Here is a 19,046-nt window from a genome sequence, read left to right on the forward strand (position 1 = left end):
TAACATTCAAAATCTTGTTAATTTTTTAACAACTTACCTTTCTAATATGGTTCTTATTTCAAAGGAAGGAAATTAACATGAGCCAACTAGACTCATCAACACAAGGCAGTACAGCAACAACCTCAACCCCATTTAAATTTCACGGCATTGGCAGCGAATTCTTTGGTATTTGGATAGTCAATATATTGCTCACCATAGTGACACTGGGAATTTATTCTGCTTGGGCCAAAGTACGCACTAATAATTATTTTTACGGTAACACTGAGCTTGGTGGCGATAGATTTGAATATTTAGCTAAGCTAATGCAAATTCTCATTGGCAGGATTATCGCTGTTGTTCTTCTGATGACTTGGTCAATACTCAGCGGTATTATGCCACTTGTCGCAATTGCGTTAGGCGTATTACTCATGCTAGCAATCCCTTTTCTTGCGGTTAGAAACGCCCGTTTTGATGCTCGAATGACTCGTTTTCGTAATGTACGCTTCGATTTTGCAGGTTCATATAGCGGCGCATACATTAACTTACTAATAAAGCCACTTGCTGCATATTTGGTTATTTTTGCTGGCGCCTTTGGTTTTGGCTTTGCGGGAAAACTCATTTCTGATGATCCTGTCGTCATGGGAGTTGCCATTACTGCAGGTGTCGTATTCTTTTTTATCGCTGCTATTTATTGCTACGGCTGGGTAAGCGCAAGTGTTGCTCAATACTTAGTTAATGGGTATCGCTATGGCGACAAAGCCTTTGCTGCAACCCTCGAAATACGCGAATACGTAAAAATTGCGGTCACTGCGTTAGGGCTATTTTTTGGGGTATCATTTGCTTTTTCATTAGTGGCATTTGGACTTGGATTTATGGGCTCAATCGTCGAATTAATTCAAAGTGGCGCTTCTGAAGAAGCCTTACAAAACAATGCTGCAATGATGGGCATCATATTCGCTGGTTATTTTGGTATGTTTATTGTGTCGATGTTAATTGCAGCTTACGTGCAAGTGCGGGTAAGAAATTACGTTTTCGGCCAAACTAAACTTAATGATGACTTACAAGTTGCATCAACAATGAAAACTCCAAGTTATCTGTTTTTAGTGGCTACCAATCTATTAATTATTATGTTCACTTTTGGTCTGGGCAAAGCTTGGGCCGATGTACGTATGGCGAAGTATTTAGCTGATGTCACCGCTATTGAGGGTGATTTGGCACAATTTAGCGCCCAAGACCATAATCAAGAAAGCTCTGCAGCAATTGCGGATGAAGTCGCTGATGCCTTTGATATTAATATTGGTATCGTTTAATCGCGCCAGCAATGTAAAGCGGAATTAAATCGTGATACAACAAGTAAGTGGGCATATTCTTGCCCCTAAACAAGCCACCAAATACCCAGCATCATTAGTGCTGGGTAAAAATGGCATGCTGACTTTAGCTTCAGAAATCCACAGTGGCCAATTTCAACTTGATCAAACCTCGGTTACTGATGCTATTGGTAATTTAGCTCGTAATATCACCTTTGCTAGCGGACACGTTTTTGTATCGTCTGAACCTACACAGCTAAATCAATGGTTGGCAGTACATACGAAAACTAGCTTAATTGCTCAGCTAGAAAAAAATCTTGGTCTGATTTTCATCGCTACCCTTGTGTCATTAGCGATGCTGTATTCCAGCATCGTTTATGGCGTTCCTGCAGCATCTAAAGCTATTGCTCAAATTCTTCCTGATACTGTTGTTCAAGAAGTCGGCGAACAAACTTTTAGTTTAATCGAATCGATGGGCTTTGCTGAAAGTGAATTAACAGAACAAAGGCAGACTGAGTTGCTGCAACTGTTTGAACACGCTTTAAAAAAACTACAGCAGCAACAAATTGTATTTCCCCATGAACCCAAATTACTTTTTTATCAAAGTAAGGATGGTGCAAATGCCTTTGCGTTAGCTGATGGGCATATCATTCTCACTGATGCGATGGTCAAACTAGCTAGCAATGATCAGCAACTAGAAGCCGTCATTTTGCATGAACTTGGCCATGTGCAGCATCGCCATGTGCTTACTAACTTAATTCAATCCTCTATTTTATCTGTGGCTGCTGCATTTATCGTTGGTGATGCTAGCGGTATTTCAGACATGCTAGTGAGTGTTACCGTTTTAGGTACTAGCTTAACTTACTCACGAGATCATGAACGCGAAGCTGACCAATTTGCAGCAATGCAACTCAAAACTTGGTATCAAAGTACTGACTCGATAGTCGAATTATATCTTTTATTACAAGCTGAACATGATCTCGATATACCCGATTGGGCCAGCACTCACCCTAATATTGAAGAAAGAATCAAAACACTAAAGCAATAAGCAATCCCTAACAGTGCTACCCTTTATCTACTATTTAAGTTTAGTAGCAGCTATTTTTCTAGCTGCTACACTTAGTTAGCTTTGAAACTAACTAAATAGTTACTAAATTCCAGCACACAAAACAAAAGGATTTGTTAATGGCTATTGCCTGTGTAAACACCCGCGCCTGTTGTGGCGTTGAAGCCCCTAAAGTCACTGTCGAAGTACACCTCAGTAACGGTTTGCCTGCGTTTAATTTAGTGGGATTACCAGAGACCTCAGTAAAAGAAGCCAGAGAGCGGGTTCGCAGCGCCTTAATAAACGCTGGTTTTGAATTCCCCATGCAGCGCATAACGGTAAATTTGGCGCCAGCTGATTTACCCAAGCAAGGTGGCCGTTATGATTTACCTATCGCCATTGGTATTTTGGCGGCCTCCGGGCAAATTCCTAATGCTCAGCTAGCTCAATGTGAGTTTATTGGTGAGCTAGCCTTGTCAGGGCAAGTTAGGCCCTGCATTGGAATTCTGCCAGCAATTATTGCCGCTAAAAATCAGCAGCATGAGTTATTCATTCCTTTAGAAAATCGCCATGAGGCTGAGTTAGTGGGTTACCCGCAAACTCACTTGGTTGCCCATTTACAAAACCTCGCCGCCTTTATGCACGGCCAAGCAAAGTTACCGCTGGTTGACCAACAATTAGAGTGGTTTGAAGAGCCCTTAGCTGAAAACGTACTCTGCCTCAGCGAAGTAATTGGTCAATATCAAGCCAAAAAAGGGCTTGAAATCGCTGCAGCAGGTGGTCACAACACGCTGTTTATTGGCCCGCCCGGGACAGGTAAAAGCATGTTGGCCAATCGGATAATTCCATTACTGCCTAAGCTTACCTATGAAGAGGCCATTGATGTTGCTGCAATTCATTCGGTGGCAGGGCTTAATATTAAACCCCACGCTTTTCTTGAACGCCCTTTTAGAGCGCCCCATCATACTTGCTCATCAATATCCTTAGTGGGCGGTGGCAGCGTGCCAAAACCTGGGGAAATCTCCCTAGCCCATAGGGGCATCTTATTTCTTGATGAAATCGCTGAGTTTCCGCGCAAAGTATTAGATTGCCTGCGTGAGCCAATGGAGTCTGGTGAAGTTGTGATCTCGCGGGCTGCCGCTAAAGTGACTTTCTCAAGCCGATTTCAACTCATCGCGGCGATGAATCCTAGCCCTTGTGGCGATGTTGAAAACTCCCGCGCAACCCCTGAGCAAATTCAACGTTACTTATCCCGTTTATCAGGGCCATTTTTAGATCGCTTTGATTTAACCATCGAAGTCCCAAAACTGCCTGCAGGCACTTTAACTCAAACCCAAGAAACAGGCGAAAGCAGCCAATCCATAGCGAGGCGAGTGCAGCTAGCGCGAGAAAAACAACTCAGCCGTGCAGGCGTGATTAATTGCGAGTTAAGCCCAACCCAATTGAAACAACACTTAGCCATGAGCCAAAGTGATTTAGAGTTTCTCGAACAAAGTATTCAACAATTGGGCTTATCCGTCAGAAGTTTCCATCGAATTCAGCGGGTGTCACGCACCATTGCAGACTTGCAACAGTCTGAAACCACCGAAAGAAGGCATATAGCCCAAGCACTTGGCTATAGGGCAATGGACAGGTTGATGAATCGTTTGAGCCAACAATAAATAGCTAACACATTAAAATATCAGGTGATTACCTAAAAAATCACAAAAAGTTGCGATATTATTGTTCAGTGGATTGAGCCGAAGGCTATCACGGAGTAACATAAGCTTCCATTTACAGGAGAGCTAGATGCCGCTGTTAGCAAAAATTAAAGGATCTATAGCATTTATTTGCTATGTCATAAATACGATCGTCTGGGTTACACCCATTCTAATTTTTAGTATTTTCAAACTATTACCCATTAATGTTATTCGTAAAATATGCAGTTATATTTTAGATAACTGTGCCAGTGCGTGGATCAGTGTTAATGGTGTTATCGAAGCTATTTTTCATCCCGTGACCATAAAACTGAGCGGCGATGATCAGTTTTCGGAAAAAGAATGGTACATGGTGATAGCTAACCACCAGTCATGGGTCGACATTTTAGTACTTCAGCGTGTATTTAATCGTAAGATCCCATTTTTAAAGTTCTTTTTAAAACAAGAGCTTATATTTGTCCCCATATTAGGGCTTGCTTGGTGGGCATTAGACTTCCCCTTTATGCGCCGCTATTCTACTGCGCAACTAAAAAAGAACCCTAAACTAAAGGGTAAAGACATTGAGATAACCCGCAAGTCGTGCAACAAATTTAAGCATAAGCCTGTCAGCGTGATGAATTTCGTCGAAGGCACCCGTTTTCATCCGCAAAAGCACCAAAAGCAAGCTTCGCCTTTTCAGCACTTGTTAAAGCCCAGAGCCGGCGGAATGGCCTTTGCCTTAGATGCTATGGGTGAACACATCAACAAGCTAGTTAATGTCACGATTCACTACCCTAATAAAGTGCCAAGCTACTGGGAGTATATTTGCGGCGAATTAACTGAGGTCTATGTCGATATTAAGGTCTCTGATATCCCTGCGACCTTAAAAGGTGACTATAGTAACGATAGGCAGTTTAAAATTGATTTTCAGTCTCAGTTAAATCAACTTTGGCAAGAAAAAGACAAAAAAATCAGCATTATGGCTGAAGAAAACAAATAAGAGGTATTTAGCTACATGCTAGGTTTTTTACCAGGTCCAGTCATCTTTTTTATTAGTAGCAGTTTATTGATCATCAATACCACACTATGGGCTGGTCTCATTAGTATTGGTGGCATCATTAAGCTGTTCATTCCTGTTGTTGCAGCAAGAAACGCGCTCACTCGCTTAATGAACCGCTTTATGTGGGCATGGGCAAGCTGTAATGGCGGTATTTTATTTCTTATTGCTAAAATAGAGTGGGATATTGAGGGGCTTGAAGGCTTGGATGAACGCGGCTGGTATTTGTTGATCAGTAACCATGTCAGTGGCTTTGATATTGCAGCGCAAACCTATATCTTGCGTAACCATATTCCTATGCTGAAGTTTTTTCTTAAAAAAGAGCTTATCTTTGTGCCCTTTTTAGGCTTAGGCTGCTGGGCATTAGATATGCCGTTCATGAACCGAACTAGTCCAGCTAAGCTCAAGAAAAACCCAAAACTTAAGGGTAAAGATTTACAAACTACCCGTAAGGCATGTGAAAAATTTAAGCATTTCCCAACCTCAATTATTAATTATGTTGAAGGCAGCCGTTTTACTGCTGATAAACACAAGCGCCAACAGTCGCCTTATAAACATTTGTTAAGGCCAAAGGCTGGCGGCATTGCCTTTACCCTTTCAGCAATGGGCGAGCAATTTACTGGGTTACTTAACATGACCTTAGCTTATCCTGATGCTGACATAGAAAAAGGCGCTTTGTATGAGGTCATGTCTGGGCGTGTAAAAAAGATTGTGGTCAGAATTGAGCAAATGCCAGTACCTAAAGTGGATGCTGAAGATTATTTCTCTAATCCTGAAACCCGAGTTGAATTTCAGCGGTGGTTAAACCAAGTTTGGTTCGAGAAAGATCAGCAGTTAGATGGTATTTATAAAAAATACCTTAATGACACATCTACGCCCAAATAGTACTGTTTAAACTCAGCCTAAAAAACACGCTTAATTGCGTGTTTTTTGTTTTTAAACCAACAAGCTTCATCAAAACAGTTAAGCCAACAACAGGTTCACAACAAGCACAAAATCAGCAAACTGAAATGTAATTTGAAAAAAACTATATTGCTGGCGTAATATGGTTATAATTCAACAACAAAAAACTTTAAATCGCTGGCAAAACATACAAATAAACTAGTAATACGCCCTGTTGCAAGCATGTTTGTAAGTTAGATATTAAATAACAATATGCTATTTGGCATCATTCTTTACCCATTATAATTATTACAGGTGCAGATTGAATTTACGTTTTTCCTTAGCCTTGAAAACATGCTTATGCATTTTGGTGTTCTTCGCCTCAATGTCAGCTTCTGTTTATGCAATTAGCCCACTTAATGACAATCACCTGTTATCGTTTGAACAATTTGAAGCCTCTAACGACTTAAATCAAAACTCTGTCACTAAACTGCTCAAAGACAGCTCAGGCATGTTATGGGTTGGCACCCAAGATGGCTTACACAGTTATAACGGCATTCAATTTGATGTGTTTGTTAACGACAGTAATGATCCCAGCAGTATTGCTGGCAATTACATTACCGATATATTGCAATCATCTGCTAGTGACTTATGGGTGGCAACCCTTTCCCAAGGACTTAGCCGCTTAAACCTCAGTAATGGTGAATTTACTCATTATGGGCTTGCCCAAGGGTTAACAGAGTTAAAGCTAACTAAACTCACCTTAATTGATGATAGTTTGTGGATAGGGACTCAATCAGGTTTATTCACCCTATCACTGCATAGCAATGAAATAGCAAAAATAAGCTTAAATAACACTATCGATCCTCATATCACCAGTGTCGCCAATATCGATGACAAATATATTTTTGTTGGCACCCAAGCCAGTGGCACTTACGCCATTGATAGCAACAATATTATCCGCTTAGATATTCCATCCAATCTGCGGGTCAATAGTATAAAAACCAGTCATGATAACAGCGCTGTGTGGTTAGCAATTAGCAATCAACTGATCCGCTACGATCTGATTAGCGGCGAACAAACCACAATTTGGACCAATAACCAAACTAAAAAATACAATCAAATAAAAGACTTTGTCATTAATGGTGATAAACAAATATGGGCCATTGGCGCAAACGCTGGGTTAATTCAATTGGATTTAATTGGCGATACATGGCGCAGCCGCATCCATAAATACGATCCCAATAGTCGCCAATCTATTAGCGAAGATAATCTGCAAAGTATCACGCTCGCAGATGACGGTAACCTATGGTTAGGCACTCGCTACTCAGGCATTAATAAGCTTAACCTCAATCAAGTGTATTTTAACCATATTTACGAACTGCATCCGAGCAAGCCTCAAATGGCCAATATGATCCGAGCGATTTTTCGTGATGATCAGCAGCGTTTGTGGATTGGCACAGAAAGCGCTGGCTTAAAACTATTTGATGAGCAGCAAGGTCGTTTTTATTACTACAACGACCTGTTTGCTCAGGCCCTTAATGTACATGAAACAGAATACCCGTTAACTGTACATGCCATCACCCAAACCCCAGAGGGTAATCTGTGGTTTGGTACTAATCACGGGCTTGCACAATTAACGCCTGATCAGCAGCTGTCATTTGTGCCTTTAGCTGATAATGGCGCTTCAGACTCGCTGTTGATCCGTAAATTCGCCCAAGATGATAGCGGCCGACTGTGGATTGCCAGTAACTACGGTTTATATTTTGTATTACCTGGTGAAGAGGTTATTCATCAGTACAATTTTGATTTCCAGACTGAGTTTGTCCCAAGTAAGCGCCCAATATTGTCCCTTACTTACCATAACAACAGCCTGTGGCTCGGCACAATGGCAGGCTTAGTCAGACTAAAACCTGACACACAAGAACTCATTCTCAAAAGTCGCCAAGCAGCCGACACCACCACACTCAGTGATAATCGTATTCGAGATTTTGTTGTCACGGCCGCTGGTGATTTATTAATGGCAACCCATAGTGGCGTCGATAAAGTTATCGAAACCACTGATAACCAACTGCAATTTGAGCCCTTAAGTGAACCGTTAAAGCAGCACACGGTTTATGCCATGTTAGAAGACGATGCTCAAAACCTGTGGCTGAGCACCAATTCTGGTATCGCCAGAGTATCGGCTAATTTAGAGTATATATTCTTCAATCCATTTGATGGCGTGCAAGCTGCGGAGTTTAACGGCGGGGTTAAATTTAACGATAATGATGGCCAGCTGTGGTTTGGCGGCGTTAATGGCATAAATCAATTTAACCCACAATTGGTACCTGCCAAAAGGCCTGCGACAAAAATCGCCTTAACCAGTTATCATTTAGGTCAGCAGCATTTTCCATTGCTAGATCTACAGCAGCCAGCGTTATTACAAATACCTTACTCTGATAAAACCATTGGTTTTACTGTCAGTACCCTGAATTTTAATTATCCAGGGTTACAGCAACTGAGTTACAAATTAGTCGGTCACAATGATGATTGGGTTGAGTTAAATCAATCAAATGACATCAGTTTTAGTAATTTACCGCCGAAAAAGTTTGAACTGTTAGTGCGCTCGACCCTCAATGATAACCCCTACACAGAGCCGCCTTTTAGTATCAAATTTACTGTGGTGCCGCCATTTTACCTAAGCAAAGGCGCTTATGTAATTTATGGTATCGCCATCATGTTGTTGCTGACATTTTTTATTTATTTAAAGCAATTAAAGCGCGAAAAGCAGCGTGAGTTTGAAATCAGTATTCGCGCCTCAGAAGAGCGCCTTAAACTGGCGTTATGGGCCTCAGGCGATGGTATGTGGGACTGGAATATCCGCGACAACAAAGTTTACCGTACCAATATTGTCCCCTCTCAACCGGTCGCTGAAGACGATCATGCCTTGATCACCAATATCCACCCAGAAGATAAAGCGAGGGTAGCCCAACTTATCAATGACCATTTAGCCGCTAAAGACGAGTTTTTTGAAGCTGAGTACCGAGTTGAGCAGCAACCCGGCAAATGGATATGGTTAATGGATCGCGGCAAAGTTGTTGAATGGGACCAGCAAGATAAACCGGTTCGTATGGCCGGTACCCATAAAGATATCACCGTCAGAAAAGCAACTGAAAATGAGTTAAAACTCTCAAGCCAAGTACTACACAGTATGAACGAGGCCGTAGTGGTAGGTGAACTGGATTATCGAGTCCGCACAGTAAACCCTGCGTTTAGTCGTATTACCGGTTTTGAACCTGAAGCCATTGCAGGCAAACATTTTCTGTATTTAGCTTACGGCAAACAGTCGCGCGCCTTTTATCATAATGTGGAATTACAACTGTTAAGGAAAAAGCATTGGGCTGGCGAAATCAATATTCGTACTAAAGATAAAAAAGGCATTTTGGCGTGGCTGGAGATTAATCAGGTCATCGATACTAAAGGTGAAACCAGCCACTTTGTCGCGGTGTTTACTGATATCACCTCCCGTAAAAAAGCCGAAGAAGACTTACGCATATTAGCCAATTTCGATCCGCTCACCGGCTTGCCAAACCGCACTTTATTTCAAGACAGGCTTAATCAGGCGATCACCAAAGCCCATCGCTCTAAAGATATTGTGGCGTTATTCTTTTTGGACTTAGACCGCTTTAAACACATTAATGACTCCATGGGTCATCATGTGGGAGATTTATTATTAAAAGCAGTGGCAATTCGATTGCAAAACTCGGTGCGCGATGGCGACACTGTTGCTCGTCTCGGTGGCGATGAATTTACCATTATTCTTGAAGGGCTCAGCAAAATAAAATCTGCAGCGGTTGTGGCAGAAAAAGTATTAAACGCCTTTAAAAGTCCCTTCTTATTAGATGATAAAAATATTACCGTATCGCCTTCTATCGGCATTAGTTTGTATCCTAATGATGCCAGCGACAGTACCTCATTAATTAAATACGCTGATACTGCCATGTACCATGCTAAATCTTTAGGACGTAATAACTTCCAGTTTTACACCGAAGATTTAAACCAGTATGCCACCCGTCATGTAGAGCTAGAAGCAGGCCTTAAACAGGCGATTCAAAATAATGAAATGTATCTGGTATATCAGCCCAAGTTTGATATTAAAACCAAGCGCATTATTGGCGTTGAAGCCTTACTGCGCTGGGAAAGTAAAACCCTTGGGTTTATCTCGCCAGTGGAGTTTATTCCGTTAGCGGAAGAAACTGGGATGATTAATGGCATTGGTCATTGGGCCATTGATCAGGCCTGTAATCAATTAGCTGACTGGCATCAACAGGGCTTTGAGCATATTTCTGTGGCAGTCAACTTGTCAGCAAGACAACTTAAAGCCGATATTATTTCCACCATTGAAGTGGCCCTTGCGGTATCAGGGTTACCCGCCAGCGCGCTGGAGTTAGAGCTGACAGAGTCGATGATCATGGGTAACCCCCAAGACTCAGTCACCGTATTAGCCCAGCTAAAAGCCCTAGGGCTTACCATTGCCATTGATGATTTTGGCACCGGTTACTCAAGCTTAAGTTACTTAAAGCGCTTCCCTATCGATACCTTAAAAGTTGATAGAGAATTTGTCCGCGATATTATTGATGATCCTGATGATGCCGCTATTACCAGCGCCATTATTACTCTGGCCCACAGTCTTGAACTCAATGTCGTGGCAGAAGGCGTTGAAACAGAGGCGCAATTTGACTTCTTAAAGCATGAAGGCTGCGATCAAGTGCAGGGCTTTTTACTCAGTAAACCACTGACTGCAGAGGACTGTTTAGCAAGGCTAAGATTAGATAACCAGCAGGCAAAACTGGCATAGCGTTAAAGCGATTCAATAACAATCGACACAGCTAAACCCTGTACGCCAAGCAATAAAAAAGGCTCAAATGAGCCTTGTTTAATGTCTGAATTTATACAGCTTAGCTATGGCGCGACACGCTCAACACGCTTAACCCAGCCCTCAGGCCCTTCAAGCTCGCCATTTTGCAGTTGGGTAAAGATTTGATAAATACGTTTGATACAAGGGCCTACTTCACCATCACCAACCGTCACAATGCGGCCATCTTCAAAGATATATGACCCCACTGGCGACACCACTGCAGCAGTACCAAATCCGCCTGCTTCAACAATTTCACCGGCTTCGATATCTGCGATGAATTTGTCCAGCATAATGGTTTCTTGGCGCACTTCACATCCTAATAAATGGCCAATTTCAAGCATAGATTGCGAGGTAATGGACTTTAAAATAGTGTCCGTAAACGTCGGGATAATCACAGTGCCATCTTTAAGGATATGAAAGTGGTTCATTGCGCCCACTTCTTCAATCTGCTTATTGTTCGCATCAAGATATAACACTTGGGCAGCGCCATATTCAGCTGCGGCTTGCCCCGCTCTTAACGATGCTGCGTAATTACCGGCCGCTTTAGATGCCCCGGTACCGCCTGATACCGCGCGGTGGAATTTTTTACTGATCAGTAATCGAATCGCTTTATTCACCCCATCAGCGTAATAAGCACCACTTGGGCTTAAGATCACGCAGAAAGTAAAGTTCAAGCTTGGGCTCACTGATAAACGATCTTCGGTAGCAAAAATAAAGGGCCGAATATATAAACATGCGCCATCTTGCATTGGAAACCACAGTCTATCGACATCAATAAGCGCATTAATGGCTTGCAGTTGAATGTCTTCATCAAGGTTAGGAATACATAAGATATCAGCAGAGGTATTTAAACGTTGGGCGTTCTTATCCAGTCTAAAGGTGTAGATTTCACCATCGTCATGCTTAAACGCTTTAGCACCTTCAAAGATGGACTGGCCATAATGAAGCGCAATGGCGCCCGGAGCCATTTCAAACGGCGCATAAGGTTCAATACGAGGGTCACACCACTGGCCATCGCGGTAATCCATTAAAAACATATGATCGGTTCTGAGATTACCAAAGCCTACATTGCCTTCGGGTTTAAACTGCTCAGTACGACGTGACGATGCCGCTTTTAAATTATATTTGATGTCCATTTGCTACCACCTTGAAAACAATGCTAGCAGACTATGAATCATCAGATGTAATGTCAAGCAAATGGATAAAGTGGAGCAAAATTAAGCGTCAATAGAAGTTCACAATAATTAAAACTATAAAGTTGGCCGTTAAAGCATGGTAAACCGCAACAAATAAAGTTTTATCATTTCACTGAAAAAGCACAGGGTGTGGCGCTTTTTAGCTTAAAACAAGCCACTCACACTGACAGATGAGCAAAGCTTACAAAATAGTAGCCAAAGTCGTTCTTTTTTTAACCACTTAACGAATTTGGCTATTCCTTAAACCCCAGTCGCTGCTAGAATCAGCATTCCATCCAGAAACTATTAGGACTCCCGATATGAGCCTTGAATTACTGTCCCAACTGGAAGCCAAAATCCAGGCAACTCTTGAAAATGCAGAGCTACTAAAAATGGAGCTTGAAGAAGAGAAGCAAAAGAATGCTCAATTGACTGAGACTAATCAGCAATTGCAACAAGACCTAAACTCTTGGAACGATAAAGTGAATGGCCTTGTAGGCTTGCTCAATAGCGAAAGCTAAACTGTGTTAGTTTCAAGATGCTGAGCAGCTAACATTTGGTTAAGCTCAGAAACAGCCTGCTTTACTTTTGGCAGGCTTTTTTTCGGCATTAAAAAACGCCCCTTTCTAAATTCTAAACACCCTAAGTCTTTTACCCAAATCACCCCAGTTAAAAAAATTCGCGCATGTTTAACGATGAGTTTAGGTGCATATACCGGAAACCTTCTCATGGAGACTCCTTTGGATATGTTTCATTTTATGACTCAAGGTTGGACAAAAAAACCGCGAAAGAGTTTCGTTAAAATCGATCTTTTCCCGCTTTAAATAACTCAATGTAAACAAACTGTAATAAGTTAGTAAAATGACGCTTGCCATTTTTTTGACGCTTTGCTAAAGTAATTTGGTTACTCAGGGTAAATAACGAGCCAATTGGCTCAACACCGCACTGTTTTAAAATGCAAATTTTAAAACCTGCGGTTTTTTTTTGCTCTTTTTCAGCCACTAATAAACTAAAGATACAAAAAAGGAGCCATTGGCTCCTTTTGTCACTTGGGAGGTTAAACCCTCATGTTACTTGTCAGCTGTCGCTAAGTAATAAGCGATGTCTAATAGCTCATCGTAAGACTTAATCGCACCTGTCTCAACACGGTATTTACCGTTAACCACTAACGAAGGTACACCAGAAATTTTTGCATTCTGAGTATCACGCTTCATTTTAGACATTTTCGCATTCACCATGAAAGACTTAGCTGCGGCATCAAAATCTTTACCGTCAACACCGTTAGCAATAAACACCATACGGATATCATTTAAGTTGGTGAAGCGTTGCTTTTTGTCATGGATTGCAGCAAAAATAGCTGGTTCAACTTTCTTTTCAACATTAAGCTGATGAGCAATAGCGAAAGCACGTGACATTTCTACGCCCATTTCTGCGCCAATAAACTCAACGTGTGCCTGATTAAAAGCCACACCTTCTGGAAGGGTTGCTTCAATTTTTGGTACTACTGTTTTTGAGAAGTTGTAACAATGCCCGCAAAAGAATGAGAAAAACTCGGTAATTTCAGGCTTAGATGTGGCTGGGCCTTCGTTAATCACAGTGTAGTGCACACCTTCTTTATAGTCTGCAGCGGTTGCCGCCATTGGGGCTAATAGTAACGCTGCAGCCATTAATAATGCTTTTTTCATCTTGTTTCCTTTAGTATGCAATCTCAATTATGCCGTAGCATAGTTAACGCTAATTTATCTAAATCTATAATAATGTAGATTATCTCTTATGCTCAAGACCTTATCAGGATCATTTGTAACAATCTACGTTATGGTTTGCCAATCGCTAAATTAAAAACTCATCAAGCTTAATGGCTCTTCATCCAGCGCTGAAAGTTGCTCTTTAAACGCTAATGTTTGTTGTTCCCAGTATTTGATATCACCAAACCATGGAAAGTTCCTTGGAAAAGCAGGATCTTGCCAACGTTTTGTTAGCCAAGCGTTGTAATGGATCATTCTCAATGCCCGCAGCGGCTCTATTAGCTTAAGTTGCTTGTGGTCAAAATCACAAAACTCCTCATAGCCTTCAAGTAACACATCTAACTGTAATAACCGCAGGGCTCTGTCACCAGTGAGCATCATCCAGATATCTTGGATGGCGGGCCCTTGCCGAGCATCATCTAAGTCAACAAAACCTGGGCCCTCTGGGGTCCATAAAATATTGCCCGGATGTAAATCACCATGGAGCCGTAATGTCGGAAATTGATGCTGCGCCAATGCCGACTTAGCCTTGGCCAGCACTTGCTGCGTTACAGTGAAAAACTGCTGACTAATGGCCTCGGGCACTTGCCCTGACTGCTGTAAATATTGCAGCGCATCATCCCCTAAAATTTGGCAGGTTAATGGCTCACGATATTGAAAGCGCTCTTTACTGGCATATTGATGTATCCGGCCAATAAAGCGACCAACAGCTTCAAGTTGATCAAGGTTGTCCACCTCAAATGCGCGGCCACCAATAGAGGGAAATAAAGTAAAACGATAACCTTTAAATTCATGCAAGGTTTTACCCTCAACAATCACAGGTACTGCAATGGGAATATCTTCAGCAGCTAACGCGAGCGCGTAATCATGCTCCTCTTGAATTTGAGCATTACTCCAGCGATGGGGGCGATAAAACTTCACCACATAACGATTACCGCGATCGCAGCGAAATTGATACACCCGATTTTCGTAACTATTTAACGCCAGTAACCCCGTTTCAGGATAGATGTTAACACTCTCAATGGCATCGAGAATTAAATCAGGCGTTAAGGCTTGATAATGAAAGCAAGCCTCGTCAGCACTGGCCTTGGGCGCGATATCGTTAAGATTTGATTGCGCTTCTATTACATTACCCGACTTTTCCTGACTATCGATATCTTCATCATTATCTAGATAGTCGTTGTCAGCATTGTCATTATTCATGTGTATCCTTTACCGCATTGGCAGTGATCAGCGGTTGTAGCAAGGTGATTAAATATTCTAGCACTTCAAGATCGGCTTCTACTTCCGTTGATATCCAACAAATATCGCCGTAAAACTCATAGTTAAGCCACAGCTGACTGCCTTCAAAATTAAGCTGCCATTGGTGTCTATCTGCGCCCCATGAACGATCGCGAATATCACAATCCATGGCCAAGGCTAATGGCTCGGCAAACGCTTCAAATTGCTCAAAATCTATTTCTGCTGAAATTAAAATGCTCAGCGAGGCTTTATCTAATTGCACCGAACGCAATAACATGATGTTCCTTTAAATAAGTTGCTTAAATACCTTGTTACTATGACTTACTAGCTACTACAAGACATGATTAAGCCTTGTCCCCATTGGGGCGGCCTATTGGCATAATGGTCTAACTCTGGTTGCTCAGCATAGGGCTGAGTTAACAGAGTATGCAGTTCTAGCAGTTTACTTTTATCGCCTTCTTCCACCGCTACTATGGCTTCTTGGGCTAAGTAGTTGCGTAAAATATACTTGGGATTCACACTATTACGCTGTGCTTGCCATTGATCAATATCATCAAGCTTTCCAACCCGCTGCTGATAGCTTTTATACCAGTCGTCAAATTGGGGTCTATCGATTATCTCATCACTAATATTGGCGTGGCCACTGGTTACGTCTAACTGGCCAAACGCCCTGAAACTATTGGTGTAGTCCAATAAATTATGTTGTAACACATGGCAAAATCGGCCAATGAGATCTAAGTCGGTTTTATCTTGCTCTTGGGCCTGCACCGCTGTTTGCTCACTGACACTCAAACCCATTTTAGCGCGCATGAGCAGTAAATATTGCTGCACTAACTCAGCTTGATAAGTATTCAGCGCAGCCACTAAATCATCTGACTCAATGACGGGGGTTAATGCTTGGGCTAAACGTTGCAGGTTCCACAGGCCAATGCCAGGTTGCTGACCAAAGGCATAACGGCCCTGGGGATCGGAGTGATTACAAATAAAGTCTTCTTTAAAAGTATCTAAAAAGGCAAAAGGACCAAAGTCAAAGCTGTCGCCCAAAATCGACATGTTATCGGTATTAAGTACCCCATGAGCAAAGCCTGCCGCCTGCCAATGAGCAATTAACATGGCGGTGTCTTTTACCACTTGGGTAAACCAAGCTTTGTAGCCTTGGTAATCTTGGCTTAAATGCGGATAATGCTGCTTAATGGTGAAGTTTAATAACTGAATTAGCTTATCTTTACCACCTTGGCCGCTATGGCAAAAATACTCAAAGTGACCAAAACGAATATGACTTTTGGCTAAACGCACCGTAATCGCCGCAGTTTCTTGTGATTCACGCCATACCGGTAAGTCAGAGCCAATCACCGCTAATGCTCGGGTGGTCGGAATCGATAATGCCGCCAAGGCCTCGGATGCTAAAAACTCCCTTACCGCAGAGCGCATAACCGCACGACCATCACCACTGCGAGAATAAGGCGTCGGCCCAGCCCCTTTTAAGGCCACATCCCAAGCGGTGGCATGACCATGAGGTACACTTGTGGGCTGAGGGTTTGCCAGCGCTTCGCCGAGAATAATCGAGCGCCCGTCCCCTAATCGTGGGCTATAACCACCAAATTGATGGCCACTGTATACTTGCGCATAGTAACTTGCCCCTGGCATAGGGTGATTACCTGACAGTTGCATCAGTAATTCATCATCGCCTTGGGCGTTAAGTTGGCCTCTTTGCGCGCCAATTAATTTGGCGGCATCATCACTCCAAGCCAGCCAATGGGGTTGACTGATAGGCAGTGGATAGACCTGCGAATAAAAGCCTTCCAGTTGTTCAAAATAATCCTGTTTAAACTGCATTTAACCTGTTCCTTGGGTCTACAATAGCCTGATGGCGAAGGCTAATAACTCACTACTGGCAAGGCTTTATTGACAGATAATGACATTGTCATCATTGACTTGGCATAACTGTTTGCATTGATAGCCTTTATCAATGGCAACCGGAATTGCGGTGGCATTTTCCAGCTGGTTAGCATCCAGTTGATGGCTGTTTTTGCCGCTTAATCTCAGCATGCCTTTGGCTTTAGCTTGGCACTGTTCAAGCGTATCGTAATAGCCTGCGATAAATTGGGCGTCAATGGCTTGCTGCGGCGTTTTGGCTTCATCCGCATAATAAAACAGTGTCCATTCTGGGGTACGAATACAGCCGGTTAGCCCCATGATAGCCATGAATAAAAACAGCGTATTACGCATTTTACGATTCATCATATAAACCTCTTTAAGCATGCTTATTTTCACCCTAAGTAGCACTTTTTAGTCTTAATATTTAGCTTCAGGATTCCAGTAGCAGCATTCAGTTTCAACATTTTTAGGGCAATAAAAAAGCGAACCTAAGTCCGCTTTCCATACGATAGTGCCATTGTACTAGATCATGGTAAAACCTAATAACCTAAATCATGGTTTAAGCCAATTACCTAGTCTTATTCAATTCACTTAATTATTCGCTTTAGATTTTGCTTTCTCGATACGCTTAATTCGACCTTCAAAACCGGTAACAGTTCCATCTGATAATTGATAATCAATGGCCTGCTGGCAGACTTCAATGGCTTTATCAAATTGCTTAGTATCATTGAGCATGGTTGATAATTGCATAAAGCCGATGCCTTTATCATCTGCAGTGGTGTTTTGCTGACGATACTGCTGATAAGCTAACTGATAACGCTGGGTTAAACCGGCGCCGTATTGGCAGTAATCAGCTTGTTTACGTAACTTGTAACTGTGGCTAATAATACTGAGTAAACTCAAATGTTGGGCCTGTGGTTCAGCACTTGCATCATATTGGCTCACTAAAGCCGTAAATGCATCACTTGCCCATGCACCTGTTGCAGGTAAAGCCGCTGTAATAGGTTTATTCGCTGGCTCTGGCTCTGGCTCTGGCTCTGGCTCTGGCTCTGGCTCTGGCTCTGGCTCTGGCTCTGGCTCTGGCTCTGGCAGTTCATGAGACTCTGTCTCGACTACTTGTTCAATTGTTACTTCAACTGTTGCTTCAACTGTTGCTTCAACTTCATCTATGGCAGCGACTACAGCATCTTCATCTTGCACTGGGCTTGGTTCTAATTCTTGAGCTATTGATTCAGTTTCAAGTTCAGTATTATCTTGCGCTGCTGACTCAATCTCTGATGAGGTTGATGCGATCTCCGCTTCTGGCTGCGGCTCTACCTGAGTTGGCTCTTGCTGCTCTAGCTCTTGCTTAGCAACGGTTTGGGTTCGACGATAAAGATATATACCCAGCCAAACCAATAAAACAACGACAATAATTTTAATAATCATTTATAACACCATATTTGTGTCATGCTGTGTGCATTTAAATAGTTTTGGAGTTTACCATTCCGAGCCTATCCTAAGAAGGAAGTTCCATTTCTCTGCTTGAAAATCAAACAAGCTGAACTAATATTAATAAGCTATTCTTAGAACAAAAATCAAGTATTTATGTCGCTTTTGTGCTCGTTAACACAATAAACTGACTTTAAATTTAGCTTTTGTTTTTATGTGCTCTAGTTCAAGCTTATTAAGCATTGAATTGAATAAACAGACTGTGATTGGGTAAACTAGCCATACCCGAGTGATTTACTATGGTATTAACACATGACAATAAGCGCGATCCTATCAGGCAAGCTGTTATACGAATTCAACACCATGAATGCCATGGCAAAAATATATTGCTGTGCCCATCATCAAATTGCGTTACAAACGGAAAATAGCCAAGGCTTGTGCCCAGATTGTATTGAATTGCTTAAATACGCAGAAACACGCTTAGATCGCTGTCCTTACGGTCAACAAAAGCCAACCTGCAACAAATGCCCTGTGCATTGCTATAAACCGCACATGAAACAAAAAGTGCGTGAAATCATGATTTACTCTGGCCCAAGAATGCTGCTTCCCCATCCTATTATGGCGATAAAGCATTTACTCGCAGAAAGAAAACCCGTACCTGGCAAACCACCTGAGGCGGCGTCAAACCGTCATATGAGAAAACAAAAAAACCATAATAATGCTGCTTGA

At 42.2% G+C, this 19,046-nt stretch carries 16 protein-coding genes; 8 read left to right on the forward strand and 8 right to left on the reverse strand.

The window, feature by feature from the left end; translation table 11 throughout:
- The first annotated feature begins 77 nt into the window (after nt 1–77).
- The 6 genes from BM739_RS14645 (at nt 78) to BM739_RS14670 (ending at nt 10,786) form a co-directional block, all read left to right on the forward strand.
- Nucleotides 78–1,289, forward strand: coding sequence for a YjgN family protein (locus BM739_RS14645; RefSeq protein ID WP_076541908.1), 1,212 nt, complete (start codon nt 78–80; stop codon nt 1,287–1,289).
- Nucleotides 1,290–1,320: 31 nt separating this feature from the next.
- Complete coding sequence (locus BM739_RS14650) at nt 1,321–2,334, forward strand: M48 family metallopeptidase (protein ID WP_076541910.1); 1,014 nt, start codon at nt 1,321–1,323, stop codon at nt 2,332–2,334.
- 137 nt (nt 2,335–2,471) lie between these two features.
- Nucleotides 2,472–3,992 (forward strand): YifB family Mg chelatase-like AAA ATPase, encoded by a 1,521-nt coding sequence (locus BM739_RS14655; RefSeq protein WP_076541912.1) that lies wholly within the window; start codon nt 2,472–2,474, stop codon nt 3,990–3,992.
- Between the two features lie 127 nt (nt 3,993–4,119).
- A complete protein-coding gene (locus BM739_RS14660) occupies nt 4,120–5,007 on the forward strand; it encodes an acyltransferase (protein WP_076541913.1) in 888 nt (295 codons plus the stop codon).
- A gap of 15 nt (nt 5,008–5,022) precedes the next feature.
- On the forward strand, nt 5,023–5,949 hold the full coding sequence (locus BM739_RS14665; protein ID WP_076541914.1) for an acyltransferase: 927 nt from the start codon (nt 5,023–5,025) through the stop codon (nt 5,947–5,949).
- A gap of 382 nt (nt 5,950–6,331) precedes the next feature.
- Nucleotides 6,332–10,786 (forward strand): EAL domain-containing protein, encoded by a 4,455-nt coding sequence (locus tag BM739_RS14670; protein ID WP_083698181.1) that lies wholly within the window; start codon nt 6,332–6,334, stop codon nt 10,784–10,786.
- A gap of 104 nt (nt 10,787–10,890) precedes the next feature.
- Here the strand turns inward: BM739_RS14670 and BM739_RS14675 are convergent, their stop codons facing one another.
- Nucleotides 10,891–11,982: a branched-chain amino acid aminotransferase gene (locus BM739_RS14675; protein WP_076541918.1), complete on the reverse strand. Its 1,092-nt coding sequence runs from the start codon at nt 11,980–11,982 to the stop codon at nt 10,891–10,893.
- A 359-nt stretch (nt 11,983–12,341) separates the two neighbouring features.
- Here BM739_RS14675 and zapB point away from each other — a divergent pair, with 359 nt between their 5' ends.
- Nucleotides 12,342–12,542: a cell division protein ZapB gene (gene zapB / locus BM739_RS14680; RefSeq protein WP_055026159.1), complete on the forward strand. Its 201-nt coding sequence runs from the start codon at nt 12,342–12,344 to the stop codon at nt 12,540–12,542.
- Here the strand turns inward: zapB and BM739_RS14685 are convergent.
- The 7 genes from BM739_RS14685 to BM739_RS20370 form a co-directional block, all read right to left on the reverse strand.
- Nucleotides 12,539–12,751, reverse strand: coding sequence for a DUF1107 domain-containing protein (locus BM739_RS14685; RefSeq protein ID WP_076541920.1), 213 nt, complete (start codon nt 12,749–12,751; stop codon nt 12,539–12,541). The genes zapB and BM739_RS14685 overlap by 4 nt on opposite strands.
- Nucleotides 12,752–13,091: 340 nt before the next feature.
- Complete coding sequence (locus BM739_RS14695) at nt 13,092–13,706, reverse strand: thiol:disulfide interchange protein DsbA/DsbL (protein WP_076541924.1); 615 nt, start codon at nt 13,704–13,706, stop codon at nt 13,092–13,094.
- Nucleotides 13,707–13,856: 150 nt separating this feature from the next.
- Nucleotides 13,857–14,969 (reverse strand): serine/threonine protein kinase, encoded by a 1,113-nt coding sequence (locus BM739_RS14700; RefSeq protein ID WP_083698182.1) that lies wholly within the window; start codon nt 14,967–14,969, stop codon nt 13,857–13,859.
- Nucleotides 14,962–15,285 (reverse strand): DUF3630 family protein, encoded by a 324-nt coding sequence (locus BM739_RS14705; RefSeq protein ID WP_076541926.1) that lies wholly within the window; start codon nt 15,283–15,285, stop codon nt 14,962–14,964. The genes BM739_RS14700 and BM739_RS14705 overlap by 8 nt, the downstream gene beginning before the upstream one ends.
- A gap of 47 nt (nt 15,286–15,332) precedes the next feature.
- Entirely contained in the window at nt 15,333–16,844 is a 1,512-nt protein-coding gene (locus BM739_RS14710; protein WP_076541928.1) for a YdiU family protein, read from the reverse strand.
- A gap of 66 nt (nt 16,845–16,910) precedes the next feature.
- Complete coding sequence (locus BM739_RS14715) at nt 16,911–17,252, reverse strand: hypothetical protein (RefSeq protein WP_083698183.1); 342 nt, start codon at nt 17,250–17,252, stop codon at nt 16,911–16,913.
- Nucleotides 17,253–17,477: 225 nt separating this feature from the next.
- Complete coding sequence (locus BM739_RS20370; protein WP_083698184.1) at nt 17,478–18,314, reverse strand: hypothetical protein; 837 nt, start codon at nt 18,312–18,314, stop codon at nt 17,478–17,480.
- Between the two features lie 315 nt (nt 18,315–18,629).
- Between BM739_RS20370 and BM739_RS14725 the strand changes: the two genes are divergently transcribed.
- Nucleotides 18,630–19,046: a nitrous oxide-stimulated promoter family protein gene (locus BM739_RS14725; RefSeq protein WP_076541934.1), complete on the forward strand. Its 417-nt coding sequence runs from the start codon at nt 18,630–18,632 to the stop codon at nt 19,044–19,046.

The sequence above is a fragment of the Shewanella sp. UCD-KL21 genome (assembly GCF_001957135.1).
Lineage (GTDB): Bacteria > Pseudomonadota > Gammaproteobacteria > Enterobacterales > Shewanellaceae > Shewanella.